Origin of the sequence: Streptomyces sp. NBC_01750 (assembly GCF_035918095.1) — a bacterium.
Lineage (GTDB): Bacteria > Actinomycetota > Actinomycetes > Streptomycetales > Streptomycetaceae > Streptomyces.
In genome coordinates, this window is the sequence record NZ_CP109137.1 from 8228185 (window position 1) to 8253100 (window position 24916).

Annotated in this window: 20 protein-coding genes and 2 pseudogenes; 16 read left to right on the forward strand and 6 right to left on the reverse strand. The window is 69.2% G+C overall.

Annotation, left to right across the window (positions count from 1 at the left end):
* Positions 1 to 17 precede the first annotated feature (17 nt).
* On the reverse strand, positions 18 to 1511 hold the full coding sequence (locus OG966_RS37350; RefSeq protein WP_326655527.1) for an APC family permease: 1494 nt from the start codon (positions 1509 to 1511) through the stop codon (positions 18 to 20).
* Between the two features lie 413 nt (positions 1512 to 1924).
* On the opposite strand from OG966_RS37350, the gene OG966_RS37355 reads away from it, so the two are divergent.
* The 5 genes from OG966_RS37355 to OG966_RS37375 all read left to right on the forward strand — a co-directional run bounded on the left by OG966_RS37355 (position 1925) and on the right by OG966_RS37375 (position 5945).
* A complete protein-coding gene (locus OG966_RS37355) occupies positions 1925 to 2758 on the forward strand; it encodes a class I SAM-dependent methyltransferase (RefSeq protein ID WP_326654531.1) in 834 nt (277 codons plus the stop codon).
* Positions 2755 to 3306 (forward strand): nuclear transport factor 2 family protein, encoded by a 552-nt coding sequence (locus OG966_RS37360; RefSeq protein ID WP_326654532.1) that lies wholly within the window; start codon positions 2755 to 2757, stop codon positions 3304 to 3306. The genes OG966_RS37355 and OG966_RS37360 overlap by 4 nt, the downstream gene beginning before the upstream one ends.
* Positions 3307 to 3761: 455 nt before the next feature.
* Complete coding sequence (locus OG966_RS37365; RefSeq protein ID WP_326654533.1) at positions 3762 to 4028, forward strand: WhiB family transcriptional regulator; 267 nt, start codon at positions 3762 to 3764, stop codon at positions 4026 to 4028.
* Positions 4029 to 4230: 202 nt separating this feature from the next.
* On the forward strand, positions 4231 to 5316 hold the full coding sequence (locus tag OG966_RS37370; protein WP_326654534.1) for an S-(hydroxymethyl)mycothiol dehydrogenase: 1086 nt from the start codon (positions 4231 to 4233) through the stop codon (positions 5314 to 5316).
* Positions 5316 to 5945: an MBL fold metallo-hydrolase gene (locus tag OG966_RS37375; protein ID WP_326654535.1), complete on the forward strand. Its 630-nt coding sequence runs from the start codon at positions 5316 to 5318 to the stop codon at positions 5943 to 5945. Before OG966_RS37370 ends, OG966_RS37375 begins: the two co-directional genes overlap by 1 nt.
* 121 nt (positions 5946 to 6066) lie before the next feature.
* On the opposite strand, the pseudogene OG966_RS37380 reads toward OG966_RS37375, so the two are convergent.
* Positions 6067 to 6708, reverse strand: a pseudogene (locus tag OG966_RS37380) (transposase); the annotation flags it as partial.
* Positions 6709 to 7310: 602 nt separating this feature from the next.
* Positions 7311 to 7538 (reverse strand): hypothetical protein, encoded by a 228-nt coding sequence (locus tag OG966_RS37385; protein ID WP_326654536.1) that lies wholly within the window; start codon positions 7536 to 7538, stop codon positions 7311 to 7313.
* A gap of 113 nt (positions 7539 to 7651) precedes the next feature.
* Here OG966_RS37385 and OG966_RS37390 point away from each other — a divergent pair, with 113 nt between their 5' ends.
* The 3 genes from OG966_RS37390 to OG966_RS37400 all read left to right on the forward strand — a co-directional run bounded on the left by OG966_RS37390 (position 7652) and on the right by OG966_RS37400 (position 11531).
* Positions 7652 to 9568 carry an MFS transporter gene (locus OG966_RS37390; RefSeq protein ID WP_326654537.1) on the forward strand — a complete coding sequence of 639 codons (1917 nt, stop codon included), beginning with the start codon at positions 7652 to 7654 and terminating at the stop codon, positions 9566 to 9568.
* Positions 9569 to 9762: 194 nt separating this feature from the next.
* Positions 9763 to 10191 carry a DUF2267 domain-containing protein gene (locus OG966_RS37395; protein ID WP_326654538.1) on the forward strand — a complete coding sequence of 143 codons (429 nt, stop codon included), beginning with the start codon at positions 9763 to 9765 and terminating at the stop codon, positions 10189 to 10191.
* A 17-nt stretch (positions 10192 to 10208) separates the two neighbouring features.
* A complete protein-coding gene (locus tag OG966_RS37400) occupies positions 10209 to 11531 on the forward strand; it encodes an aromatic acid exporter family protein (RefSeq protein ID WP_326654539.1) in 1323 nt (440 codons plus the stop codon).
* Positions 11532 to 11759: 228 nt separating this feature from the next.
* Here OG966_RS37400 and OG966_RS37405 read toward each other — a convergent pair.
* Positions 11760 to 12521, reverse strand: a pseudogene (locus OG966_RS37405) (serine dehydratase beta chain); the annotation flags it as partial.
* Between the two features lie 137 nt (positions 12522 to 12658).
* Here OG966_RS37405 and OG966_RS37410 point away from each other — a divergent pair.
* The 3 genes from OG966_RS37410 to OG966_RS37420 all read left to right on the forward strand — a co-directional run bounded on the left by OG966_RS37410 (position 12659) and on the right by OG966_RS37420 (position 15442).
* The gene (locus tag OG966_RS37410) at positions 12659 to 13021 is read left to right on the forward strand and encodes a bifunctional 3-phenylpropionate/cinnamic acid dioxygenase ferredoxin subunit (protein WP_326654540.1); all 363 of its coding nucleotides are present in this window, start codon (positions 12659 to 12661) and stop codon (positions 13019 to 13021) included.
* Entirely contained in the window at positions 13018 to 14181 is a 1164-nt protein-coding gene (locus tag OG966_RS37415; RefSeq protein WP_326654541.1) for an NAD(P)/FAD-dependent oxidoreductase, read from the forward strand. Before OG966_RS37410 ends, OG966_RS37415 begins: the two co-directional genes overlap by 4 nt.
* Positions 14182 to 14308: 127 nt before the next feature.
* Positions 14309 to 15442, forward strand: a complete 1134-nt coding sequence (locus tag OG966_RS37420) for an aromatic ring-hydroxylating oxygenase subunit alpha (RefSeq protein ID WP_326654542.1) — start codon at positions 14309 to 14311, stop codon at positions 15440 to 15442.
* A 142-nt stretch (positions 15443 to 15584) separates the two neighbouring features.
* On the opposite strand, the gene OG966_RS37425 is transcribed toward OG966_RS37420, so the two are convergent.
* Positions 15585 to 16382, reverse strand: coding sequence for an IclR family transcriptional regulator (locus tag OG966_RS37425; protein WP_326654543.1), 798 nt, complete (start codon positions 16380 to 16382; stop codon positions 15585 to 15587).
* A gap of 144 nt (positions 16383 to 16526) precedes the next feature.
* Between OG966_RS37425 and betA the strand changes: the two genes are divergently transcribed.
* Both betA and OG966_RS37435 read left to right on the forward strand, forming a co-directional pair.
* A complete protein-coding gene (betA, locus tag OG966_RS37430) occupies positions 16527 to 18185 on the forward strand; it encodes a choline dehydrogenase (RefSeq protein ID WP_326654544.1) in 1659 nt (552 codons plus the stop codon).
* The gene (locus OG966_RS37435) at positions 18182 to 19006 is read left to right on the forward strand and encodes a methylenetetrahydrofolate reductase (protein WP_326654545.1); all 825 of its coding nucleotides are present in this window, start codon (positions 18182 to 18184) and stop codon (positions 19004 to 19006) included. Before betA ends, OG966_RS37435 begins: the two co-directional genes overlap by 4 nt.
* 212 nt (positions 19007 to 19218) lie before the next feature.
* Here OG966_RS37435 and purU read toward each other — a convergent pair whose 3' ends face one another.
* Complete coding sequence (purU, locus tag OG966_RS37440) at positions 19219 to 20091, reverse strand: formyltetrahydrofolate deformylase (protein ID WP_326654547.1); 873 nt, start codon at positions 20089 to 20091, stop codon at positions 19219 to 19221.
* 218 nt (positions 20092 to 20309) lie between these two features.
* On the opposite strand from purU, the gene OG966_RS37445 reads away from it, so the two are divergent.
* From OG966_RS37445 to OG966_RS37455, 3 genes are read left to right on the forward strand one after another with little or no spacing between them, the layout of a single operon-like run.
* On the forward strand, positions 20310 to 21779 hold the full coding sequence (locus OG966_RS37445) for an aldehyde dehydrogenase family protein (protein ID WP_326654549.1): 1470 nt from the start codon (positions 20310 to 20312) through the stop codon (positions 21777 to 21779).
* Positions 21780 to 21799: 20 nt separating this feature from the next.
* Entirely contained in the window at positions 21800 to 22888 is a 1089-nt protein-coding gene (locus OG966_RS37450) for a quaternary amine ABC transporter ATP-binding protein (protein ID WP_326654550.1), read from the forward strand.
* On the forward strand, positions 22888 to 24879 hold the full coding sequence (locus tag OG966_RS37455; RefSeq protein ID WP_326654551.1) for an ABC transporter permease: 1992 nt from the start codon (positions 22888 to 22890) through the stop codon (positions 24877 to 24879). Before OG966_RS37450 ends, OG966_RS37455 begins: the two co-directional genes overlap by 1 nt.
* The last annotated feature ends 37 nt before the right edge of the window (positions 24880 to 24916 follow it).

Genomic DNA, 24916 nt, shown 5'->3' on the forward strand with positions numbered 1-24916 from the left:
AGAAGGCGGAACTGGAGTCAGAAGTCGGTGAGGAGCTCGTCCTGGCTCCGAGCCAGGCTGACGACGTGTGTCTCGTCGGAGTCCGCGCCTCCGAAGGAATCGTCCATGGCGCGTGCCTTTTCGGCGTCGAGACGCCCGGGCTCGAAGTACGGCCGCTGCCGGAGCCACGCGGCGAACATCGGGGCGAGTCCCAGGGCGAGCGTGCCGAACCCGATGACCAGCGCCGACGTGCTCAGGGAGGCCACGGACTCGATCATGATCCACAGCATGAACAGCGCACCGGCCAGCGGCCAGAGTCCCATGAGGAAGAAGTTGGACGCGGAGGTGCGCAGCAGTTTGCGGTGGACGACGACGGCGCTCAGTCCGGCGAGGCTGTAGTAGAAGGTGACGTGCAGACCGACTCCGCTCACAGCGTCCGAGAGCAGCGACTCGCCGGGCTCGAGTCGGGCGGCCTCGACGATGGCGAGCGTGCTCGCGGCCACCGCGATGGTTGCGGTGGCCACCCACGGCGTATGCCGCTTGGCGTGGATACGGCCGAGGACGGGGAGCAGGGTCCTGTCCCGGCCCATCGCGAAGAGGGTGCGGCTGGCCTGGATGAGGGCGGTCTCCAGCATGGCGACGGTCGACAGCAGCAGCGCGAGCACCAGAAGCGTGCCGCCTACACCCGGCCAGACCTGCTGACCGAGTTCGATCAGAATGCCGTCCGGGGTGTTCGAAACGGCGGTCGGCGTCATGAGGACATTGACCGCGACGGCTACCAGCGCGAACAGCAGGAACGCCAGAACCACACCGATGACCCCGCCGAACCCCGAACCACGCGAGCCGCGCCGGGTCTCCTCACCCAGGTTGCTGGTCACGTCCCATCCCCAGTACGCGAAGGTCGCGATCAGCGCGCCCGTCACGAAGGATTCCTGTCCGTCGAAGTGACTGAAGCCGAACCAGGACGGGGAGAACTCGGTCCCGCTCCCGTCGGACAGCAGCGCAGTCACCGCGAAGCCGATCAGCAGGACCAGCTGTACGGCGGTGATGACGGCCAGCGCGCGTGCCCCGATCCGGGCTCCGTACGCAACCACCCCTGCCATCAGGAGGAACCAGCCCGAGCCGACGACCGCGGCCAGGACCGGGTCACCGACCAGGCTCGGCGCGACGAGCGACAGCGTCGCGTTGCCGGCGGGCACAGTGCTGGACGCCATGAAGACGACGCAGGCGACCACGAGCGACCAGCCGCACAGGAACCCGAGGAACGGGTGCAACGACCGGGCGACCCAGCTGTATGCGGCCCCGGCGTTGGGGTCCACACGGCCGAGTTGCCGGTAGGCCAGGGCGATGCCGATCACCGGTATCGCGCAGTAGAGCAGAGCGGCGGGGCTCGCTATCCCGACAGCGGCGATCAGCGCGGGAATCGTTCCGGCGACCGTGTACGCAGGACCACATCCCGCGACGGCCATGACCACCATGTCGTACGTGCTGAGGGCATCCGCCCGCAGACCGCCTCCGGTGCCGGATCTCATGCTCAACGGACGTGCCTTTCAAGAGAAACCACAACGGCGCAGCCGGGCGGTGCTCTCCCAGGGGACAGCAGGCCCGCCAGGGGCTGACGCAGAGGTCAGGGTGTGTCGTTTCAGCGACCCAGGGGTCCACGGGCAGCCAAATATGCGGCTGACCGGCGTGGCCTCGGCAGATCCTGCCGAAGTGAATGTGGATTTGCAATAGTTCGAGCGGGGGAATATTCACATTCATGAGATGCGTCCGTACGCGGGCGCCCCTCGGCGTCCCGGGCCGACGGGTACCGGCCGGGCGCGACAGGAAGCGACGCGGTCCAGGCGGTCATAATGAAGGAGTGCGAGCCGGCGGCTGCCCCATGTCGCCCCGCCCGGCAGCACACTGCTCGCGCGACGCCCCGAGGCAAGCTGGTGACGCGTATATGCCTGCACCCCGCCATGAAGACGCTCGGTCTCCGTCCCGAAGGGGCTATGGAGAAGCGGTATTCAGGCCCGAGCGGAGCGGCGAGGCCGAGCGCATCGACCTTGGCGGGCTCGCCTATGACGCCACCACCATGGCCCGGCTGAGAGAGCTGGGAGTAGGCCCGGGCTGGCACTGCCTGGACGTGGGCGCGGGCACCGGCACAGTCGCGAGGCAGCTGCTCAGCCGGGCCGGGGTCGCTTCCGTGCTCGCGGTCGACCGCGACGTACGCTTCCTCGCGGCGTCCCCCATTGCCGGGCTCCGGGTACTGGAGGCCGACATCAGCGCGCCGGACTTCGACCCGGGCCGCTTCCGCCTGGTCCACGCGCGGTTTGTCCTCATGCATCTCCCCTCCTACCGGCGCATGATCACCAAGCTCTCCGAGCTGGTGGCCCCGGGTGGTCTGCTGGTTCTCGGCGACGCCGTCGACCTGACGACGGCAGGCGCCCCCAGCACCCCGTACACCGAGGTCATGCGGGCGATGTGGCACGGGCTGCGAAACACCATCGGCACCGATGTCTCCTGGGTGCCGCGGTATCCACAACTGCTGTGCGACGCCGGCCTCACCTCCGTCGCGGCGGAGATCCATGTGCCTCCGCTGCTGCCCGGCAGCCCCATCAGCCGCTTCTGGGCGGAAACTTGGGACCGGGCGAGGGCATCCATCGTGGACACCGGGCAGGTCGACGAAGAGACGATCGACGCGGCCATCCGCTCTCTCGACTCGCCGGAATGCGCCGCACTCTCACCCGGGCTGATCACCGCTTGGGGATGGAAGCCCGAGGAGGCCTTTCCATGACGAACGAATCCGTCCGCTCGCAGCTGGAGGGCGTGTGGGAACTCCACACCAGCAGCGAGTTCACCACGCTCGACCTCGACGCGACGATGGAGACCATGACGGACACACCAGCGGTGCTCCATGTGCCCACTGCCATGGGCGCCCGGGGCAGGGAGCCCGTACGCGACTTCTATCGCCGCTGGTTCGTCGGCCGCAATCCACGGGACTTCACGCTCGAGACCCTGACGCGGACCGTCGGCGACGACCGAATCGTCGACGAGATGCTGGCCTCGTTCACCCATGACATCGAAGTCCCCTGGATCCTTCCCGGCGTGGCCGCGACGGGAAGGGCGATAAGCATTGCCGTCATAGCGGTCGTGTCGTTCGACGGCGTCCTGATCGCGAGCGAGCACATCTACTGGGACCAGGCATCGGTCCGGGGGCAGGCGGGGCTCATCGAGCCCTCCACCATGGCGCGGCTACCGGTGGCGGTCGACCAGCGCGCCACGCTGACCGACGGACCTCTCAACGAACTGACGGGCGCCGGCCGTCGCCCCCTGCCGAGGTGACATCGGTCGGGCCACGGTCGTCATTCCCGCCGGGCCGGCGATCCCGGACAGGACCGAACGGACGACACGAATCCCACCATCGGCCCCGTCGTACCGGGAACCGGGTGGCACTTGCGCGAATGTGAACGCGAGGAGGCCGACCCGTCGGCTGCGCGGCCCGCGGGGCCGGCCCGCTGACGTTCCACCCGACTCCCACCGGCTTTGGGGGATTGGTCGGCAGATATCCCGTTGAGCCGGTGTTCGTCATGGCATCATCCCCGCAGGCCGGGGGGCCTGTTGCCCGTGCCGACGTCGTCGCACTGCCAGGGGAACGAGGTCGTGGATGCTCGCGTCGGTGCGTACCGATCGGATTCCGGGCAGATTCCGCATTCGCATGCGCATCGGTAGTTTCAGCGGGCGATCGTCGGCGACCCGTAGGGGAACCGACAAACATCTGCGAATGGAGGAGGCTCTCCGTGCAAGAGAACTGGCGTCATGAGGCGGCATGTCTCGACGAAGACCCTGACCTGTTCTTCCCGGTCGGCAACACCGGACCGGCCCTGCTTCAGGTCGCCGAGGCCAAGTCCGTCTGCCGGCGGTGCCCGGTTCAGGAGCGATGCCTGCAGTGGGCCTTGGAGTGCGGCCAGGACTCCGGTGTGTGGGGTGGACTCGGCGAGGACGAGCGGCGGGCACTCAAGCGCCGGACGGCTCGGCGGCGGTCCCAGGCGCGGAGCGCCGGGTAGCCGTGGTGGCGGAGATGCCGGGAGGGCCCGCACCGAAGTGGTGACCTGCTCCCTGGGGTGGGACGGCTGAACCCGGCCGTGCCCGATGTGCGGGATCCTTGACCGCAGGTCGGGCCTCCATGATGCTGTTGTTGCGGCACATGAGGTGCGTGCCGTAATAAGCAACGCGTGCCCCAGGATTCGTATCAGCCGAGGAGTGGCCATGACTCACCAGGTCCGTGCTGTTGTCGCGCGGGAGAAGGGCGCCCCCGTCAGTCTGGAAACGATCGTCGTCCCTGACCCCGGCCCGGGTGAGGCGCTGGTCAACGTCGAGGCTTGCGGGGTCTGCCACACCGATCTGCACTATCGCGAGGGCGGCATCAACGACGACTTCCCCTTCCTGCTCGGCCATGAGGCGGCGGGCCGGGTCGAGGCGGTCGGCGAGGGCGTCACCGACGTCGAACCCGGCGACTTCGTCATCCTGAACTGGCGTGCGGTCTGCGGCCAGTGCCGCGCCTGTCTGCGGGGGCGGCCCTGGTACTGCTTCAACACCCTTAACGCCAAGCAGAAGATGACCCTCGCCGACGGCACTGAACTGTCCCCGGCCCTGGGTATCGGCGCCTTCGCCGAGAAGACGCTGGTGGCCGCCGGGCAGTGCACAAAGGTCGACGAGCGGGCGTCGGCCGCGGTCGCCGGGCTCCTGGGCTGCGGTGTGATGGCGGGCATCGGCGCCGCCATCAACACCGGCGGCGTCGGGCTCGGCGATTCCGTCGCGGTCATCGGCTGCGGCGGCGTGGGCAACGCGGCGATCGCCGGGGCCCGGCTGGCAGGCGCGGCGAAGATCATCGCGGTGGACATCGACGAGCGGAAGCTGGCCACCGCGAAGAAGATCGGCGCCACGGACACCGTCAACTCCAAGGAGACCGACCCGGTGGAGGCGGTGCGCGAACTGACCGGAGGCTTCGGCGCGGACGTCGTCATCGAGGCCGTCGGCCGCCCGGAGACGTACAAACAGGCCTTCCACGCCCGCGACCTGGCCGGGACTGTCGTCCTGGTGGGGGTGCCGACACCGGAGATGAAGCTGGAGCTGCCGCTGCTGGACGTCTTCGGCCGCGGCGGTGCGCTCAAGTCGTCCTGGTACGGGGACTGCCTCCCGAGCCGCGACTTCCCGATGCTGATCGACCTCCATCTCCAGGGGCGCCTGGATCTGGGGGCGTTCGTGAGCGAGACCATCGCGCTGGACGATGTCGAGAAGGCCTTCGAGCGGATGCGTCACGGTGACGTGCTGCGCTCGGTGGTGGTCCTGTGATGTCCGCGGGCATCGACCGACTGGTCACCTCCGGCACGTTCTCCCTGGACGGCGGCACCTGGGACGTCGACAACAACGTGTGGATCGTCGGCGACGACGAGGAAGCCATCGTCATCGACGCCGCGCACGACGCGGATGCCATCGTGGCCGCGCTCGGGGGGCGCGCGCTTCGCGCGATCGTCTGCACGCACGCCCACAACGACCACATCGACGCCGCCCCCGTGCTCGCCGAGCGGACCGGCGCTCCGATCCTGCTGCACCAGGACGACCTGCCGCTGTGGAAGCAGACCCATCCCGACCGGCTGCCCGACGGTGGACTGGCCGACGGCCGGACCGTCACGGTGGCGGGTGTCGATCTGACGGTGCTGCACACCCCCGGCCACGCCCCCGGAGCGGTCTGTCTGTACGCGCCGTCTCTGAACGCCCTTTTCAGCGGGGACACGCTCTTCGCGGGCGGGCCGGGGGCGACGGGACGGTCGTACAGCCACTTCGACACCATCATCGCGTCGATCCGGGACCGCCTGCTGGCACTGCCGGAGGACACCGTTGTGTACACCGGCCACGGGGACACGACCACCATCGCCGCGGAAGCCCCGCATCTGCAGGAGTGGATCGACCGCGGCTTCTGACCGCGGGTTCCGAACCGCCTCGCGGCGGCCTCCGGTCAGCACTCGATGACGTTGACCGCGAGGCCGCCGCGCGAGGTCTCCTTGTACTTCACCTTCACGTGTTCGACTGACTTGATCATGCCCCGGTCGTGACCATCTGGGCGGCGGCGGACAACAGCCGCAGCCGCAGGCGCTTGGGCTCCCACATCCTGCTCTGGCCGGTGAGCGCGGGCATCGGCATCCAGGCCAGCAGGTCCAGGGCGAGCTGGATGATCTCCAGCCAGATCTGGTTCTGCGTGAAGCCGTGGAAGGGGAGGTTGCGCTGGCCGGTGTCGCGGGCGGTGCGGATGCGGTCCTCGCAGCGGGCGCGCCGGCGATGCCGCAGTTCCAGCGCGGCGATCGCGGTGCCGGAAGTGTTGGTGGCGAAGCAGGTCAGCCGCATGCCGTCGGGGTCGGTGAAACGCAGTTGGGCGCCGGGGTGCGGTCGTTCCTTGCGGACGATCAGGCGCATCCCCTTCGGCCAGCCTGTCAGGCAGTCGCCGGCGGGCTCGGCGACCCATGCGCCGTCGCGGACCTGGCCGCCGGGCTCGACGGCCGGCGTCCAGGCCGAGGCCGGGACCTGGAGCACAGCGTCGTGGATGGCGTCGGTGATGGTCATGCCGACCGAGTACGACAGCCACCGGCCCCGCGCGGTCAGCCAGTTGACGAACTCGTGGGTGCCGCCGCCGGAGTCGGTGCGGACCAGGGTGCGGCGCCCACGCCGGTACCTCTTCGGAAGCTGGGCCCGCACTCCGCGGTCGGGACGGTTGAGTTCGACGACCTTGCGACCATGCCCCGCGCAGGTGGGAAGCGAGTCCGGCGCCGTGGGAGCCGGTTCCCTCTCGACCGGACCGCCGGCGCCTGTACCCGGGTGCCGTGCGGGCCGCCCCGGTGGATGGCCGTCAATGACGCCGGCCGGCCCGATCGAAGACGACGTACGCGGTTCATGTCGCTGCCGCCACCATGGCAAACGCACCCCGTCGCGTACTTCCGCCTGCGGGGTGAAAGCCCTCCCCGCTGCTCGACCTCGGAGAGCAGGATCCCGCTCCCGATCTCGCGTCCCCGCGCCCGTCGGCCGCTCCGAGCCCCGCTGGGGCGCCCCCGTAGGCCCGGGGAGAGTCAGTGGTCCACTTCATATCGAAATGTCATAAAATGGACGCTGGCCGTCACCCCCTGTGCGCCGCGGTTCTCCGACCGGTCCCTCGCGGACCGCGGACCGCGCGAGCTTCCAGCAGAGTTCGAGGTGATGCCATGTACGACGACCTCCTTGTCCGACGTGATCGGCGCCGCGGACCGTGGCCGCGACGCGGGGTGCACCCGAGCCGGAGCGCGAAGCCCCGAAGCGTGTCAGTGCGACCGGCGCTCCGCGCCGGATCCCGCTTCGGACTTCTCCTCACGGCGGATCCGCAGGGCGCGCATCAGGCGCAGCGGGAAGAGACCGACGAGCGGAGCCCGGCGCCCCAGGTCCTCGCGGTCCTCGCGGTCGAGGGCCCGCGCGTAGCGCTTCGCCTCCTCCGCTGTCGGATACCGCTTGGAGCCCCCGGCGTCGCATCCACGGGCGCACTGCCAGCGCATCGTGTCGGCGTCGCTGAGAAAGCGAAAGCGATGTCGTATGCGGAGCGGCGCGTTCCAACCTGTTCGCCCGCTCTTCCTCCGATGTGCCGATGTGCGGGACGGGGAGGAATGCCATGACCACCCCCCATGAACTGAGCACGGTCACCACGAAGGTTCCGGCGCGCCTTGACCGGCTGCCGTGGTCCCGCTTCCACTCGCGGATCGTGATCGGCCTCGGGACCGTCTGGATTCTCGACGGCCTGGAAGTGACGATCGTCGGTGCGGTGGCCTCCCGGATGACCGAGCCGGGCAGCGGCATCTCGATCACCAGCGCAGACATTGGCACCGCCGCCGCGATCTATGTGGCGGGTGCCTGCTTCGGCGCGCTGCTCTTCGGTCGGCTCACGGACCGCTACGGCCGCAAGAAGCTGTTCATGCTGACGCTGGGAATCTACATCCTCGCCACGGTCGCGACCGCGTTCTCCCAGGAGGCCTGGTACCTCTTCCTCTTCCGGTTCCTGACCGGCATGGGCATCGGCGGTGAGTACGCCGCTATCAACTCGGCCATCGACGAGCTGATCCCGGCCCGCAACCGCGGCCAGGTAGACCTGGCCATCAACGGAAGTTACTGGGTCGGCGCCGCGATCGGCAGCCTGGCCGCCCTGGCGCTCCTGGACACGGACCTCCTCTCGGCGGATCTCGGCTGGCGGCTGGCCTTCGGCCTCGGCGGCATCCTCGGGCTGGGCATCATGGTGGTGCGCCGGCACGTCCCGGAGAGCCCACGCTGGCTTTTCATCCACGGGCGGGAGGAGGAGGCCGAACGCATCGTGGAGCAGATCGAGGCCGAAGTGCGGGAGGAGACCAGCCAGGACCTGCCGGAGCCCGGTGAGGCCATCACCGTCCGGCAGCGGGACGTCATCCCCTTCACCGAGATCGCACGGGTCGCCATCAAGCGGTACCCGCGCCGCGCGGTCCTCGGGCTGGCGCTCTTCATCGGCCAGGCGTTCCTCTACAACGCGATTGTCTTCGACCTGGGAACGATTCTGAGCGGCTTCTTCGACGTGGAGTCGGGCTCCGTCCCGTACTTCATGGCCATCTTCGCGGTCGCCAACTTCCTCGGACCGCTCCTCCTCGGCCGACTGTTCGACACAGTTGGCCGGATTCCGATGATCGCGGGCACCTACTTCGGCTCCGCCGCCGTCGCCGTCGTGCTGGCGATCCTGCTGATCAACGGCTCGCTCACGGCGTGGTGGTTCTTCCTGCTGGTGTCACTGACCTTCTTCGTGGCCTCCGCGGGAGCGAGTTCCGCCTACCTGACGGTCAGTGAGGTCTTCCCCATGGAGACCCGTGCGCTGTCCATCTCGCTGTTCTTCGCGGTCGGCACGGGCGTCGGCGGTATCACCGGACCGCTGCTGTTCGGCCACTTCATCCACAGCGGTGACGCCGCACTCGTCGCTCTCGGCTTCATCATCGGAGCGGTGGCCATGGCACTCGGAGGACTGGCCGAGGTGTTCTTCGGCGTCCGGGCGGAGCAGCAGTCCCTGGAGAACATCGCCCTGCCCCTCACCGCCGAGGAGGCCGAGGCGGACGCCCGCAACGAGCCCTCCCCGCAGTCCCTGCGCGAGCGCGGCCGGCCGGAGGAGGTGCGGCGTGCGGAACGCGAGCGGGACCTGCGGGTCGCCGAACGCACCGCCCGCCGCCGGGAGCGCGAGCGCGCGGGAGTCAACCGCTACCGGCCCGGAACGGGCAGTTCCTTCTACTCGCCGGGCATGGTCGGCACCGCCGGTACGTCGAGCCGGTCGGCAGCCATGGCGGAACGGCGGCTCGACGAGGAGATCGAGCAGGTCGCCAGGACCCTCGCGGAGCGCGGACCGACCAGCCGCGAGGAGCTCGAACAGGCCGTCGGCGGCCGCTCGTGGGGCCCCGGGCGCTTCCGCAGGACACTGCGCGAAGCGGTCAGGGAGGCCCGCGTCAAGCACCTGGGCGACGACACCTACGGTCCTCGGGGCCCGGACCCGGCGGAACACGGTGGCCGCGCCCCGGGTGGGTGACCCCAGCCGGCGCGGTCCACCGGGCAATCCGTCCCGGTGGGCGGGGGCGGGGCACGCAAAGCCTCCGCCCACCGGGATTACCGACAACCAGCACAGCGACGGCCGAGACTGCACGGGCCCGGAGTTCCACCCGCCCCGGATGCTGCTCCACCACTCCCCGTGCCGTGCCGCCGCGGACGCGAAAGGACCACAACATGGTCGCGACAGGCTTTTCCTCGTTCGACACCATGGTCGACAAGGCCAACCGGCTCCTGAAGGAGATCGAGCAGGCCTTCGGCTGGCCCAAGGAGCGCCGGAACCAGTCGTACGCCGCCCTGCGCGGGGTGCTGCACGCCCTGCGGGACCGGCTGTCGGTCGACGAGACCGCACATTTCGGCGCGCAGCTTCCCACGCTGATACGCGGCGTCTACTACGACGGCTGGAAGCCCGCGGAAACGCCCGTGAAGATGAACCGGGAAGAGTTCTTGGCACGGGTAAGGGAGGAGTTCCCCTACGCGGTCGAGGGAGGCACCGAGGAGCTGGTACACACCGTCCTCGAAGTACTGAAGGGCCACGTCAGCGAAGGTGAGTGGGGGGCCCTCAAGGCCCATATGCCCAAGTCGCTGGCGACAGTCCTGCCGTAACCGTGCAAACCGGTACGGTGCCCGCGCCCCCGGCCCCCGTGGTGGGCCTGATCAGGCGACGCAAGGAGCCCGTCGTCGTCCAGACGTTGCGCTCGACCGTCGCCGCGGTCCTCGCCTACCTCGCGGGGCTGTGGCTGTCCGAGAACCCGCAGCCGCTGCTGGCCCCGCTGACCGCGGTCCTCGTCGTGCAGGTCACTCTGTACGCGACGCTCACCACGGGGATCCGGCGGATCGCCAGCGTGGTCGCAGGGGTGCTGATCGCGGTCGTCTTCGCCGACGTCGTGGGGCTGACATGGTGGAGCCTCGGGCTGCTCGTCCTGGCCTGCCTCACCGTCGGCCACCTGCTGCACCTCGCCCCGTGGGTGGAGGAGGTGGCCATCACCGGGATGCTCGTGCTCGCCGTCGGCGGGGAGCCCACCCAGGCGATCGGCCGCGTGGTCGAGACCCTGATCGGCGCCGCCGCGGGCGTCCTGCTCAATGTGCTGGTCGCCCCTCCGGTGTACGTCCAGCCGGCGGGCGAGGCGATCAGGGACCTGGCCGAGCGGCTGCGGTTCCTGCTGCTCCGAATCGCCGACGGGCTGCCGCGGGGCGCCTCCGCCGCCCAGGCGGCGGAGTGGGTGGAGGAGGCGCGCCAGTTGGACCACCAGACCGCCGACGTGGATGCCGCGCTGGCCAGGGCGGAGGAGAGCCTGCGGCTCAACCCGCGGGGACGGCAGGCACTCGGGGCGCGGCTGGTCCTGCGCAGCGGCCTCGACACGCTTGAACACTGTGTGGTGGGCGTGCGTTCGTTCTGCCGCTCCCTCACCGAGCTCGCGGAACTGCACGGGGCCGACAGACCGGTGTACTCCGGGGAGCTGGCGGCGGGGCTGCGGCAGCTGCTGCGCCACCTCGCCGACGCGGCCGAGTGCTTCGGCCGTCTCGTCCTCGCCACGGTCGCCGCCACTGCGGAGCCGCGCGTGGGGCCCGACACCGCGCCCGTGAAGACCGAGCTCGTGCGGGCGCTGGAGGGCGCCCGTGCGGAACGCGACCGGATCGCGGCACAGCTGCTGTCGGAGTCGGAGCGCGAGCCCAACGCGTGGGAGCTGTACGGGGCGCTGCTGGCGCACGCGGAGCGGCTGATGAACGAGCTGGACGTGGAGCGGCGGATCCGGCTGCCGGCCGAGGGGAGCCGCCGCGAGGCACGGATCCGGGAGGCGTGGCGCGCCCAGGCCGCCGGAACCGCCGGAGTCCTGATGCGCCGACTGGGGTCGAGCGTACGCACCGCGGACGACCTGGTCCGCCGGCGCCTGCGACGCCGGCCGGGGACGGCCGAGGGCGGAGGGCAGGCGGCCAACGGCTAACCTCGCCGTTTCGCGCGCTCAGCAGACGCGGAGGTCTTGTCAGAGGTGATCCCCGGGGGCGGCTCGGACCCCGAACATCATCAGCCCGATCGTGTGATCGGCTACGTTGCCGCGACGACCTGACCGCGCGGTGGCACCTTCATCGCGACACCCGTGGACTGGATGGTCTTCGCATTCGGTATCTGCTCCTTCGGGTTCTCCAACCCCGGAAGGGACACCGACGCCTTCCCGTCGCCCCACTTTCAGCCGCCCGGGCAGGGTGGTCTCGGTCCGTGAGCAGCCGCGGTCGACGCACTCCCGCATGACGGTCCAGATCCGCAGCAAACCGGCTCGCACCTCGCTCTCGCTCCGCCAGGACAGTTCATTGGCGAGCATGACTCCGCTCAGGGGCAGGCCGGACTCGTAGGCGCGCAGCAGCAGTTCGGACGCGGAGTGGAAGGGGAGGCGTACGGGTGTGTCGTCGTGCTTGATCCGGTCGGCTCCGGAGGCGGTCTCGTCGACGACGAAGCCGCCGCCCACCGAGTAGTACGTACGTGTCCGCAGCTCGCCGCCCTCGTGGTCCAGAGCCTGGAACCGCATGCCGTTCGGGTGGAACGGCAGGGTGCGCCTGCGGTGGAGGTCGCGCTCGCGGAAGTCCACGTCCTTGACGCCCAGGAGTCGCAGCCGGCCCGTCTCGCGGATCCGGCGCACCCGGTCGTCCACGGTGTGGGTGTCCACGGTTTCGGGATCCTCGCCCTCCAGGCCCAGGAGTACCGCCTTGTCGCTGCCGTGACCGTGGCCGGTGGCGCCGAGGGATCCGAAGAGCTCTGCCCGCACCGAGACGGCACGGGCCAGCAGGCTGTCCTCGTTCAGTGCGGTGACGAAGAGGCGGGCTGCTTTCATCGGCCCCACGGTGTGCGAGCTGGAGGGCCCGATACCCACTTTGAACAGGTCGAAGACGCTGATCGCAACGTCGTTCCCTCCGGATCGTGAGTTGTGTACTGCGCACAGGGTTGCGTAAAAAGAAACATGGAACAAGGGGTCGGCCTGTCCGGGGGATGCCTTGACACGGGCTTTGGGGGACTTCAAACTGGCGTTGCGCTAACCGCAATCCGTTCCGCTATATGCACCCGAGCGCCCGAGGTGTCATGATGATTCCCGCGTGCCGTCTCGCGGATCTGCCGCGAGGTGAGGCCCACCGGCTCGACATCGATCCGCCCGTCTCGGTGTTCCATACCGATGACGGCGAGGTCTTCGCCATCGACGACACTTGCACCCACCAGGACGCGTCGCTCGCCGACGGCTGGCTGGAGGGGTGCGAGGTCGAATGCCCGCTGCACGCCTCGAAGTTCGACCTCCGGACGGGGGCCGTCGACTCACCGCCGGCCAAGCTTCCGGTCCGTACCCATCAGGTGCTGATCGAGGACGGCATGATCTACGTACAGCCGTCCACGGATGCGCCGAATCTGCCGCCCTGTATCGTGGCGCGGCTCGCCGGGGGTCCCGCGTGAGGACTGTCGCCGTGGTCGGCGCCTCGCTCGCGGGGCTGTCGGCCGCACGCTCCCTGCGGAAGCAGGGCTACGACGGACGGCTCGTCGTGATCGGTGACGAGCCGCACCGGCCGTACGACAGACCGCCGTTGTCCAAGGAGTTCCTCGCCGGCGCGATCGGTGAAGCGGACCTCGCGCTGGAGACGGACGGCGAGGACCTGCAGGCAGAGTGGCTGCTCGGCATGCGTGCCGCGGGATTCGACCCCGGTGACCGCGCCCTGAAGCTCGCTGACGGCCGGTCCGTCCGTGCCGACGGGGTCGTCATCGCCACCGGTGCGACCGCGCGCATGCTGCCGGGCGGTGACGGCCTGGCCGGGGTGCATACGCTGCGCACCCTGGACGACGCCCGTGCCCTGCGGGCCGACCTGGCCGAGGGCGGGCGGCTGGTGGTGATCGGTGGCGGGTTCATCGGCGCCGAAGTCGCCTCGACCGCGTACGGCCTGGGGCTTGACGTGACGGTCGTCGAGGCCGCGCCGACTCCGCTGGCCGGGCCGCTCGGCGAGCTGATGGGAGGCGTCGTCTCCACGCTCCACGCGGATCACGGCGTACGCCTGCTGTGCGGCGTCGGCGTCAAAGGGCTGAGCGGGACGGCCCGCGTAGAGGCGGTCCTGCTGGAGGACGGACGGTGCCTCCCGGCCGACACCGTCGTCGTCGGCGTGGGCGCCCGCCCGTGCGTCGAGTGGCTGGACGGGTGTGGCGTCGTGCTGGACAACGGCGTCAAGTGCGGCGCGGACGGCCGCACAAGCGTGTCCGGTCTGGTCGCGGTCGGAGACTGCGCGTCCTGGTACGACCCGGTCGCCGGGGTCCACCGTCGCGTCGAGCACTGGACCGGCGCGCGGGAACGGCCCGATGCGGCCGTGGCCGCGCTGCTGTCCGGCGGCGCGGCAACGCCGGGCGTGCCCAAGCCGCCGTATTTCTGGTCGGACCAGTACGGCGTACGGATCCAGTTCGCCGGGCACTCCGCCGGAGCCGACAGTGTGACGGTCGAGGAGGGGCTCCCGGACGACCGCAGCTTCCTGGCGGTCTACCGGCGGTCGGGGCATCCGGTCGCGGTCCTCGGAATGAACCAGCCGCGCCTGTTCACCCGCTGGCGCAAGCAGCTCTCCGCCAGCACGTTCTGACGCCACTCGTGGGGCGCCGCCTGCAGTTGCCCATCACGCCCTTCATGCATACCGCACCACGCCGCTCGGACTACCTCGTCCCGGGCGCGACGACCGACCGACGACGTCACCCCGCGAGGAGTGCACCATGAGCTCGACCAGCCTGCCGGACAGCCTGATCGCCACGCTCCCCGGCTCCTATTACACCGATCCCCAGATCTTCACCCAGGAGCAGGAGCGCATCTTCGAGGAGATGTGGTTCTGCGTCGCGCGTTCCTCGGATCTGGCCAGGCCCGGCGCCTTCCGGACCGTCGAGGTGGGCCGCGAGAGCATCCTCGTCACCCGGGCCCGGGACAGCTCCGTCCGCGCCTTCTTCAATGTCTGCCGGCACCGCGGCGCCAAGCTGTGTACGGAGGAGACCGGCGAGGTCAAGCGGGCCTTTCAGTGCCCGTACCACGCGTGGACGTACGACCTGACGGGCAAGCTCGTCGCGGCGCCCAACCTCACGAAGATGCCCGACGTCGGCCGTGTCGAGTACGGCCTGGCGAATGTGGCCGCTCGCGAATGGCTTGGCTATGTCTGGGTCTGTCTGGCGGAGACCCCGCCCTCCTTCGAGGAACAGGTCATCGGCGAGGTCGTCGCACGGCTGGGTGACGTGGAGTCGATCGAGCGCTACGACATGGAAAGTCTCGAAGTCGGCAGGCGGATCGTCTACGACGTGAAGGCGAACTGGAAGCTCATCATCGAGAACTTCATGGAGTGCTACCACTGCGCCACGATTCACCCGGAACTCACCGAGGTTCTGCCGGAGTTCGCCGACGGCTATGCCGCGCAGTACTACGTCGGCCACGGCGCCGAATTCGGCGCGGACATCAAGGGCTTCACCGTGGACGGCTCCGAAGGACTGGACCGCATCCCCGGGGTCTCCGAGGACCAGGACCGCCGCTACTACGCGATCACCGTCCCACCGCAGGTATTCATCAATCTCGTCCCCGACCACGTGATCTTCCACCGGATGTACCCGGTCGCCGTCGACCGCACGATCGTCGAGTGCGACTGGCTCTATCTCAAGGACGTGGTGGACAGCGGCAGGGATGTCAGCCGGTCCGTGGAGCTCTTCGACCGGGTCAACCGGCAGGATTTCGACGCCTGCGAGCGCTGCCAGCCCGCGATGAGCTCCCGCCTGTATGCCAAGGGCGGGGTACTCGTCCCCAGCGAGCACCACATCGGCGCGTTCCACGAGTGGATCCACGAGCGCCTCGGTACCCGGCAACCGGAGTAGACCGACGACGGCACGCAACGGCGCCGCCGCCCGAAAACCCGGCGACGACGACCTGGAGATCAGCGGGAGCAAGACCTGGGCCGACGGGAATCCCCGCGATACCCCACGCCCTGCCTGCGGATCCGGCTGCAGCGCGCCCGGGTCAGCCCAGGTAGCCCATCCGGTGACTGATCTCGTCCGCGCCCTCGATCAGCAACGGGGCGAGTTCGCGCATGCGCTCCTCGGTGAACCGGTACGAAGGGCCCGAGGCGCTGAGTGCCGCGATGACCTCTCCGTCCCTGTTGCGGACCGGCGCGGCCATGGCGTGCAGCCCGAGCTCCAGCTCCTCCAGAGTCCAGGAGTAGCCGTGCTCCCTGACGTCGGCGAGGTTCTTCTCGAGCTTTGTCTTCCCCGTCAGGGTGCGCGGGGTCATCTTCTTCAGGCCCGTCTGCGCCAGCAGTTCGGCGCGCTCCTTGGAGGGCAGGTGGGCCAGCAGGATCTTGCCGCTGGAGGTGGCGTGCAGCGGGGTCAGCTGGCCGACCCAGTTGTGCGCCGCGACCGCCGCGGGCCCGCGCACCTGAAAGAGGTTGATCGCGAAGTGTTCCTGCATGACGGCGATGTTGACGGTCTCGCCCATCTCCTCGGCGAGGCGCTCGCAGACCGGGCGGCCCTGCTGCGTGATGTCGATGCGGCCCGTGACCGCGCCGGCCAGGCGCACGATGCCGAAGCCGAGACGGTACTTGCCGCGCTCGCCCGCCTGCTCCACCAGACCGCGCGATTCCAGTGCGCCGAGCAGGCGGAACGCCGTGGATTTGTGGACATCGATCTCGGCTGCCACGTCACTGACGCCTGCTTCGCCCTGTTGGGCAAGGATTTCCAGCACGCTGATGGCGCGGTCGACGGACTGGACCCCGCCGGGCTGCGAACCGGTCGTTTCGGTATCTGGACTGTAGTTGCTCACAACGAAACTATACGCGCAGTAAACAACAGCCGCGTAGAGGAACGCACCTCCCCGCAAGTTGCGTGGCTCGCAACCTGGTGCGTATAACGCTACTCGTACTAGCATGCCGGGCGTATCGAAAGGCGCGATCGAGACGAGGCAGCCATGGCTCCCCAGCAGTACGACTTCGTCATCGTCGGCGGCGGATCGGCCGGCAGCGCACTGGCGAACCGGCTTTCCGCTGATCCGGACAACAGCGTTCTGGTGCTGGAGGCCGGCCGGTCCGACTATCCGTGGGACGTGTTCATTCACATGCCGGCGGCGCTGACCTTCCCCATCGGCAGCCGCTTCTACGACTGGAAGTACGAATCCGAGCCCGAGCCCCACATGGGCGGCCGCCGTGTCTACCACGCCCGCGGCAAAGTGCTCGGCGGTTCCAGCAGCATCAACGGCATGATCTTCCAGCGCGGCAACCCCATGGACTATGAGCGGTGGGCGGCCGACCCGGGCATGGAGACCTGGGACTACGCGCACTGCCTGCCGTACTTCCGGCGGATGGAGAACTGCCTGGCGGCCGACCCGGACGACGAGTTCCGCGGCCACGACGGCCCCCTCGTCCTCGAACGCGGCCCGGCCTCCAGCCCCCTCTTCCCCGCCTTCCTCGAGGCCGTCCAGGAGGCCGGCTACCCCCGCACCGACGACGTCAACGGCTATCGGCAGGAAGGCTTCGCCCCGTTCGACCGCAACGTCCACCGAGGTCGCCGCCTGTCAGCCGCCAAGGCGTACCTCAAGCCCGTGAAGAGGCGGCCGAACCTCACGGTCAAGACCCGTGCCCTGGTCACTCGCGTGATCTTCGAGGGCAAGCGCGCAGTCGGTGTCGAGTACCAGCGCGGCCGTGGCAAGCCCCAGCAGGTCCGCGCCCGCGAGGTGATCCTCTGCGGCGGTGCCATCAACTCCCCGCAACTGCTGCAGCTGTCCGGCGTAGGCAACGCGGAGGAGCTGGGCGCGCTCGGCATCGACGTCGTCCACGACCTCCCCGGCGTCGGCGAGAACCTCCAGGATCACCTGGAGGTGTACGTCCAGTACGCCTGCAGGCAGCCGGTCTCCATGCAGCCGTACATGGCGAAGTGGCGTGCCCCGTTCATCGGCCTCCAGTGGCTCTTCCGCAAGGGCCCGGCCGCTACCAATCACTTCGAGGCCGGCGGCTTCGCCCGCAGCAACGAGGACGTGGACTACCCCAACCTGATGTTCCACTTCCTGCCCGTCGCGGTCCGCTACGACGGCTCCTCACCCTCCGGCGGACACGGCTACCAAGTGCACGTCGGACCCATGTACTCCGACGCCATCGGCTCCGTGAAGGTCAGGAGCAAGGACCCGCGCGAGCACCCGGCCCTGCGTTTCAACTACCTGTCCACCGAACAGGACCGCCGCGAGTGGGTCGAGGCGGTCCGGGTGACCCGCAAGCTCCTCAACCAGCCCGCGCTCGCCCCGTACAACGGCGGAGAGGTCTCGCCCGGACCGTCCGTGGAGAGTGACGAGGAGATCCTCGCCTGGGTCGCGAAGGAGGGCGAAACCGCCCTGCACCCTTCCTGCACCTGCAAGATGGGCACCGACGAGATGGCCGTCGTCGACCCCGCCAGCATGCGCGTGCACGGTCTTGAGGGACTGCGCGTGGTGGACGCCTCGGTGATGCCCTATGTCACCAACGGCAATATCTACGCGCCGGTGATGATGATCGCCGAGAAGGCCGCCGACCTCATTCTCGGCAAGGATCCCCTGCCGTCCTCCAAGGCCGTGTACTACAGGCACCGCGATCCGCGGTGAGAACGCTGCTGAAGAGCGTCCGGTACGAAGTCCTGCCGGCGAAGTCCACCGAGGACAAGGTTCTCGCCGATGTGCCGCACGACGTGGTGGTCACGGTCACCGCTTCGCCGGTCAAGGGCCTGGAGCCGACCCTGGACCTGGCGACCCGGCTGGCCGCGCACGACTACCGCGTCGTGCCGCACGTTCCCGCCCGGCTGCTGCGGGACGGTGCCCATGTGGCGGAGGTCGTCCATCGGCTGCGCGAGGCAGGCGTGGATGACGTCTTCGTACCTGCCGGGGACGCCGATCCGCCCGCCGGCCCGTACGAGGGCGCGCTGCCCCTGCTACGGCACCTCGCGGAGCTGGGAAGCCCCTTCGCCCGGGTCGGCATCACCGGCTACCCGGAGAGACATCCGCTCATCGACGACGACATCACCATCCAGGCGATGTGGGACAAGCATGCCCACGCGACGTACATAGTCAGCAACTTGTGCTTCGACTCGCGCGTGCTGGGCGAGTGGGTGACACGGGTGCGGCGGCGCGATGTCACGCTCCCGGTGTATGTGGGCGTGGCCGGGCCCGTCGAGCGTACGAAGCTGCTTGCGATGGCGGCGAAGATCGGTGTGGGGGAGTCGACGCGCTTCCTGGCCCGGCACGCCTCCTGGTTCGTGCGCTTCGCGGCGCCGGGCGGCTACGCGCCGGAGCGGCTGCTGCGGCGCAGCGCGCCCGTGCTGACCGCGCCCTCGGCGGCGGTGGCGGGCCTGCACCTTTTCACGTTCAACCAGATCGCCGAGACGGAGCGCTGGCGGCAGGCCATGCTGGACCGCCTCGACGGGTGTTAGCCCCCACCCGCGCCTTCCCGAACTGGGGCTCCGCCCCAGACCCCGCGCCTCAAACGCCGGCGGGGCTGAAGGTACGCCCGAGCCGTGCACATTCAGCCCGTCCGGCGATTGAGGACACGCCCGAAGGGCGTACGGGGTCTGGGGGCTTGCCCCAGTTAACGGGAAGGGGCGGGGTGGGGGCTAACCCCGCCGCAGGCGCACCCCCGTACCGCTCAGCGGAAGACAACCGTACGGTTCCCGTCGACCATGACGCGGCTCTCGCTGTGCCACTTCACCGCGTGCGCCAGCACCTGCGCCTCCACGTCCCGCCCCACCGTGACCAGTTCGTCCGGGTCCAGCGAGTGATCCACGCGAACCACGTCCTGCTCGATGATCTGCCCCTCGTCCAGGTCCGGTGTCACATAGTGCGCCGTGGCGCCGACGAGCTTCACACCGCGGTCGTACGCCTGCCCGTACGGGCGGGCGCCCTTGAAACTGGGCAGGAAGGAGTGGTGGATGTTGATGGCCCGGCCCTCGAGCTGCTTGCACAGGTCGTCGGAGAGGATCTGCATGTAGCGGGCGAGCACCACCAGGTCGACGTCCAGCTCGCGCACCAGCTCCAGAAGACGTGCCTCGGCGTCGGCCTTGGTGTCCCTGGTCACCGGGATGTGGTGGAAGGGGATGCCGTAGGTCCCGGCCAGCTCCTCGAACTCGTCGTGATTGGACACGATGGCCGGGATTTCGATGTTGAGCGCGCCGGTGCGCCGGCGGAAGAGCAGATCGTTCAGGCAGTGGCCGAATTTCGACACCATGATGAGCGTGCGGGTCGGGGTCGAGGCGTCCCGCAGGGTCCACGAGATCCGGTAGGCCTCGGCAACGGGGCCGAATCGGTCACGCAGATGTTTCACATCGGTGTCGGGGTCGGACACAGCGAAGTGGACCCTCATGAAGAAGCGGTCCTGGAGCCGGTCGTCGAACTGCTGGCTCTCCAGGATGTTGCCGGAGTTCCTGACCAGGTAGCCGCTCACGGCGTGCACCAGTCCGGCCTGGTCCGGGCACGAGAGGGTGAGGACGTATTCGCGGCCAGGTTGCGGTCGAGGGGACATACGCGGCCTCCGATGGTGCGTATTGCACAACACGGTGAGTGATACGCAACATGGTCCGTCCCTCGCGGGTCCGTGGTCAAGAGAAGGGGGACAACTGGACCTCGGGGTGAAATCCGCCCGTCTCGCCCTCTTGACGTGGGTCACAGGTTCGGCCAGGGTTCCACCACAAGCAATGCGGTGCATGATGCGCAACGAACTTCGGTCGAAGGGTTCCGCTCGTGGCAGACCTGTATGTGGACGGAGAATGGTGCGATCCGGTGGCCGGAAACCACCGGGAGATCCTCTGCCCCGCAGATGGCACGCTTGCGGCGGTCGTGTCCGAAGGGACACGGGCCGACAGTGAGGCCGCGATCGCGGCGGCCCGCCGGGCTTTCGACGAAGGCCCCTGGCCGCGAACCCCCGAGCGGGAGCGCGGCGCACTGCTGCTGCGTACCGCCGATCTGATCGAGCGCGACGCCAAGGAGCTCGCCCGCGCCGAGTCGCTGGACACCGGCAAGCGATTGGTGGAGAGCGAGTACGACATCGCCGATGTGGTCTCCTGCTTCCGCTACTACGGCGGGATCGCGGGCACCAGCACCGGCCGGGTGGTCGACACCGGACGCGACGACGCCGTCAGCCGCGTCACGTACGAGCCGGTCGGAGTCTGCGGGTTGATCACTCCGTGGAACTACCCGCTGCTCCAGGCTTCGTGGAAGGTCGCCCCCGCTCTTCTGGCCGGAAACACGATCGTCGTGAAGCCGAGCGAGCTCACTCCGTCCACAACGATCATGCTGATGAGGGCACTTGAGGAGGCCGGTCTGCCGGCCGGTGCCGCCAACCTCGTGCTCGGCACCGGTCCCGAGGTGGGCGCGCCGCTGTCCGAAGACCCCGCCGTCGACATGATCTCCTTCACCGGGGGCCTGGACACCGGCCGAAGGATCATGGCCACAGCCGCCGCGACCGTCAAGAAGGTCGCTCTCGAACTTGGCGGCAAGAACCCCAACGTCGTCTTCGCCGACGCCGATTTCGAGACCGCGGTGGACTTCGCTCTCACGGCCGTCTTCCTGCATTCCGGACAGGTCTGCTCGGCCGGCGCCCGCCTGATCGTCGAAGACTCCCTCCACGACGCCTTCGTCGACGAGGTGGTGCGCCGCGCGGGGCGAATCCGTCTGGGCGGCCCCTTCGATGCCGAGGCCGACACCGGTCCGCTGGTCTCCGCGCAGCACCGGGACAAGGTCGAGGCCTATGTCGCGGCGGGCCTCGCCGAGGGCGCCGTACTGCGCTGCGGCGGCAGTCGCCCCGAGGACCCCGCACTCAAGGACGGCTACTACTACCCGCCGACCGTGCTCGACGAGTGCCGCCAGGACATGCGCGTGGTGCATGAGGAGTCCTTCGGCCCCGTGCTGACCGTCGAGCGCTTCAGGGGCGAGGACGACGCCGTACGCATCGCCAATGACACCGAGTTCGGACTCGCCGGAGCCGTATGGACGCAGGACGCCGGCAAGGCCCAGCGGGTCGCGCGACGGCTGCGCCACGGCACCGTGTGGATCAACGACTACCACCCCTATGTACCGCAGGCGGAATGGGGTGGCTTCGGGCACTCGGGCGTGGGCCGGGAACTGGGGCCGACGGGCCTGGACGAATACCGCGAGCCAAAGCACATCTGGCAGAACATCCAACCCCGGCCGCAGCACTGGTTCCGCGGCTGAACGCCGAAGAGAGGTCGACCGTGACCCCAACACAGACTGAACTGCCGCAGCGGCGCGGCACATCCCAGAACCAGGACGGACCGCCGGTCGTCTCCGTGCGCGGGCTGTGGAAGGTGTTCGGGCCCAGGGCCGACCAGGTGCCGGATTCCGAGGAGCTGCGCGGGCTCACGCGTCGCGAGCTCATGGACCGCACGGGATGCACCGCCGCCGTACGGGATGTGAACTTCGACGTGTCGCCCGGCGAGGTCTTCGTCGTGATGGGTCTGTCCGGCTCCGGCAAGTCCACATTGGTGCGATGCCTCACCCGGCTGATCGAACCCACCGCGGGCGAAGTCAACTTCGAGGGTGAGGACATCCGCGGCGCTGACGCCAAACGGCTGCGGGAGCTGCGGCGCCACAAGTTCTCCATGGTCTTCCAGCACTTCGGGCTGCTGCCGCACCGCCGGGTCGTCGACAATGTCTCGTACGGCCTGGAGATACGCGGCATGGGCAGGGCCGAGCGCGCCAAGCGGGCCATGGAGGTCGTCGAACTGGTCGGCCTGGCCGGATACGAGAACTCCTACCCCGACCAGCTCTCCGGCGGCATGCAGCAGCGCGTCGGCCTGGCCCGTGCGCTTGCCGGCGATCCGGACGTGCTCTTCTTCGACGAGCCGTTCTCCGCGCTCGACCCGCTGATCCGCCGCGATATGCAGAACGAGGTCATCCGCCTGCACCACGAGGTCGGCAAGACCATGGTGTTCATCACCCACGACCTGTCCGAGGCGCTCAAGCTCGGCGATCGCATCCTCATCATGCGCGACGGCAAGATGGTCCAGTGCGGCACGGGTGACGAACTGGTCGGCGCGCCCGCCGACGACTACGTCCGCGAGTTCGTCAAGGACGTGTCCCGCGCCGAAGTCCTGACCCTGCGCTGGATCATGCGCGAGCCCGAGCCCGGCGACGCCCTCGACGGCCCGGAGCTGGGCCCTGACGTCGTGGTGCGCGAGGCGACGCGGGCGGTGCTCGCCGCCGACAGGCCGGTCAAGGTCGTCGAGGGCGGGCGGCTGCTGGGCATTGTCGGCGACGAGGAGATCCTCGCTGTCGTCGCCGGACAGGAAGGCGGCAGGTGATGGCTGTCGCGGCCGACGTGGCCGCCCCGGTCCGGGCCGCGCGCCGAGTCGGCCGCCGCGTCGTGGTGGCCGCGATCGTGATCGCCTGGCTGGTGCTGTTCACCGCCCTGCGCGGGCGGCAGACCCTGGCGCTGGGGGCGGCCGACCTGACGGACCTGCACCGCTGGTTCAACTCGGTCAACGACAGCATCGGGGCGAACCGGAACAGCAACCCGCTCTTCCTCTACTTCTTCAACGAGATCCGTCTGGTCATCGACAATCTCGTCACCTTCATCCAGTCGCTGATCTCCCAGCCGCAGGGCGGGCGTCCGGTCCCCGCCATCGGCTGGCTGGGCGTCGTCGGCCTCGCCGGCTACATCTCCTGGGCGTTCGGGAACATACGCGTCGCGGCCCTGGCCGTGGCCGGGTTCGTCTTCTTCGGCCTGCAGGGACTGTGGCAGGAGAGCATGGACACGCTGGCCCTGACCCTCTCTGCGGTCTTTGTCTCCCTGCTCATCGGCATTCCGCTGGGCATCTGGGCGGGGCTCTCCGACCGGGTGAACCGCGCCATCACGCCGTTCCTGGACTTCATGCAGACGATGCCGACCTTCGTCTACCTGGCTCCGCTCACCCTGATTTTCCTCATCGGCCCGGCATCCGCGACGATCGCCACACTCATCTACGCGGCGCCTCCCGCCATCCGTATCACCGCGCACGCCATCCGCTCGGTGCCCGCCACCACGGTCGAGGCCGCCGAGTCGCTGGGCTCCACCCGGCAGCAGACGCTCACCAAGGTGCTGCTGCCCATGTCCAAGCGGACCGTGGTGATGGGCGTGAACCAGACCATCATGGCCGCCCTGTCCATGGTCACCATCGCCGCCCTGATCGACGCGCCCGGCCTGGGCAAGACGGTCGTCAAGGCGCTGCAGACCCTGGACGTCGGCGTCGCCTTCAACGCCGGCCTGGCCATCGTCGTCATGGCCATCGTGCTGGACCGGGTGACGACCGCGGCGGGCGAACGAGTGGAGGCCGCGAGGAAGCGCGGCGCCGGCCGCTTCACGAAGTGGCGCCGGCCGCTGCTGCTGGCCGGCGGCGCGGTGGCCGCGGTATGCGTGTGGCTGTCCCACACCTATGTGTGGGCAGCCCAGTTCCCCGGGGACTCCGGAGTCGGCGGCGCGATCGCGCGCACGGCGGACTCGGTCACCCTGTGGACGCAGGACACCTTCGGCCCACTGACCAACGGAACCAGGGACCTGGTCACCAGCGCCCTGCTCAACCCCTTCGAGACGCTCCTCACCGAGTCCCCCTGGTGGCTGGTCGGCGTTGTCCTCGTCGCCGTCGGCGCGGTGCTCGGCGGGTGGCGCGCGGGTGTCACGGCGGCGCTCTGTGTGGCCCTGCTCGTCGGAACCGGGGTGTGGTCGGACAGTATGACGACGCTGGCCTCCACGGCGGTGGCGACTCTGATCGTGATGCTGCTCGGCGTCGTGGCCGGCGTCTGGATGGGCCGCAGTCCGCTGGTCGACCGGCTGATCAGACCCAGTCTCGACGCGGGCCAGACCATGCCGTCGTTCGTGTACCTGGTGCCGTTCCTGGCGCTGTTCGGTGCCACCCGTTTCACCGCGATCACCGCTGCGGTCGTCTTCGCGGCCCCCGTGACGATCAAGATCATCGCGGATGGTGTGCGAGCGGTGCCCCAGACCACGGTGGAGGCCGCCACGGCTGCCGGCTCCAGCACCTGGCAGATCATCACCAAGGTCCAGCTCCCCATGTCACGCAGCGCCCTGACCCTCGCGACCAACCAGGGCTTGATCTACGTCCTGTCCATGGTGGTCGTGGGAGGTCTGGTCGGTGCGGGCGCCCTGGGCTACGACGTCGTAGCCGGTTTCTCCCAGGGCGAGTTGTACGGCAAGGGCCTCGCGGCGGGCCTTGCCATCGTTCTGCTCGGGGTCATGTTCGACCGGATAACCCAGGCAGCGGCACGGCGCACAACGAGAGCGCCCGGCGCCCGCTAGGCCGGACACCACTCAGCGGCCACAGGATGAAGCACAG

Excerpts from the sequence above, each read along its gene's own strand:
- OG966_RS37375 (WP_326654535.1), top strand. The coding sequence starts at position 5,316 with ATGTCCGCGGGCATCGACCGACTGGTCACCTCCGGCACGTTCTCCCTG.
- purU (WP_326654547.1), bottom strand. The coding sequence starts at position 20,091 with ATGTCCCCTCGACCGCAACCTGGCCGCGAATACGTCCTCACCCTCTCG.
- OG966_RS37395 (WP_326654538.1), top strand. The coding sequence starts at position 9,763 with ATGGTCGCGACAGGCTTTTCCTCGTTCGACACCATGGTCGACAAGGCC.
- betA (WP_326654544.1), top strand. The coding sequence starts at position 16,527 with ATGGCTCCCCAGCAGTACGACTTCGTCATCGTCGGCGGCGGATCGGCC.
- OG966_RS37385 (WP_326654536.1), bottom strand. The coding sequence starts at position 7,538 with ATGCGCTGGCAGTGCGCCCGTGGATGCGACGCCGGGGGCTCCAAGCGG.
- OG966_RS37350 (WP_326655527.1), bottom strand. The coding sequence starts at position 1,511 with ATGAGATCCGGCACCGGAGGCGGTCTGCGGGCGGATGCCCTCAGCACG.
- OG966_RS37455 (WP_326654551.1), top strand. The coding sequence starts at position 22,888 with ATGGCTGTCGCGGCCGACGTGGCCGCCCCGGTCCGGGCCGCGCGCCGA.
- OG966_RS37420 (WP_326654542.1), top strand. The coding sequence starts at position 14,309 with ATGAGCTCGACCAGCCTGCCGGACAGCCTGATCGCCACGCTCCCCGGC.
- OG966_RS37360 (WP_326654532.1), top strand. The coding sequence starts at position 2,755 with ATGACGAACGAATCCGTCCGCTCGCAGCTGGAGGGCGTGTGGGAACTC.
- OG966_RS37410 (WP_326654540.1), top strand. The coding sequence starts at position 12,659 with ATGATGATTCCCGCGTGCCGTCTCGCGGATCTGCCGCGAGGTGAGGCC.
- OG966_RS37370 (WP_326654534.1), top strand. The coding sequence starts at position 4,231 with ATGACTCACCAGGTCCGTGCTGTTGTCGCGCGGGAGAAGGGCGCCCCC.
- OG966_RS37390 (WP_326654537.1), top strand. The coding sequence starts at position 7,652 with ATGACCACCCCCCATGAACTGAGCACGGTCACCACGAAGGTTCCGGCG.
- OG966_RS37355 (WP_326654531.1), top strand. The coding sequence starts at position 1,925 with ATGCCTGCACCCCGCCATGAAGACGCTCGGTCTCCGTCCCGAAGGGGC.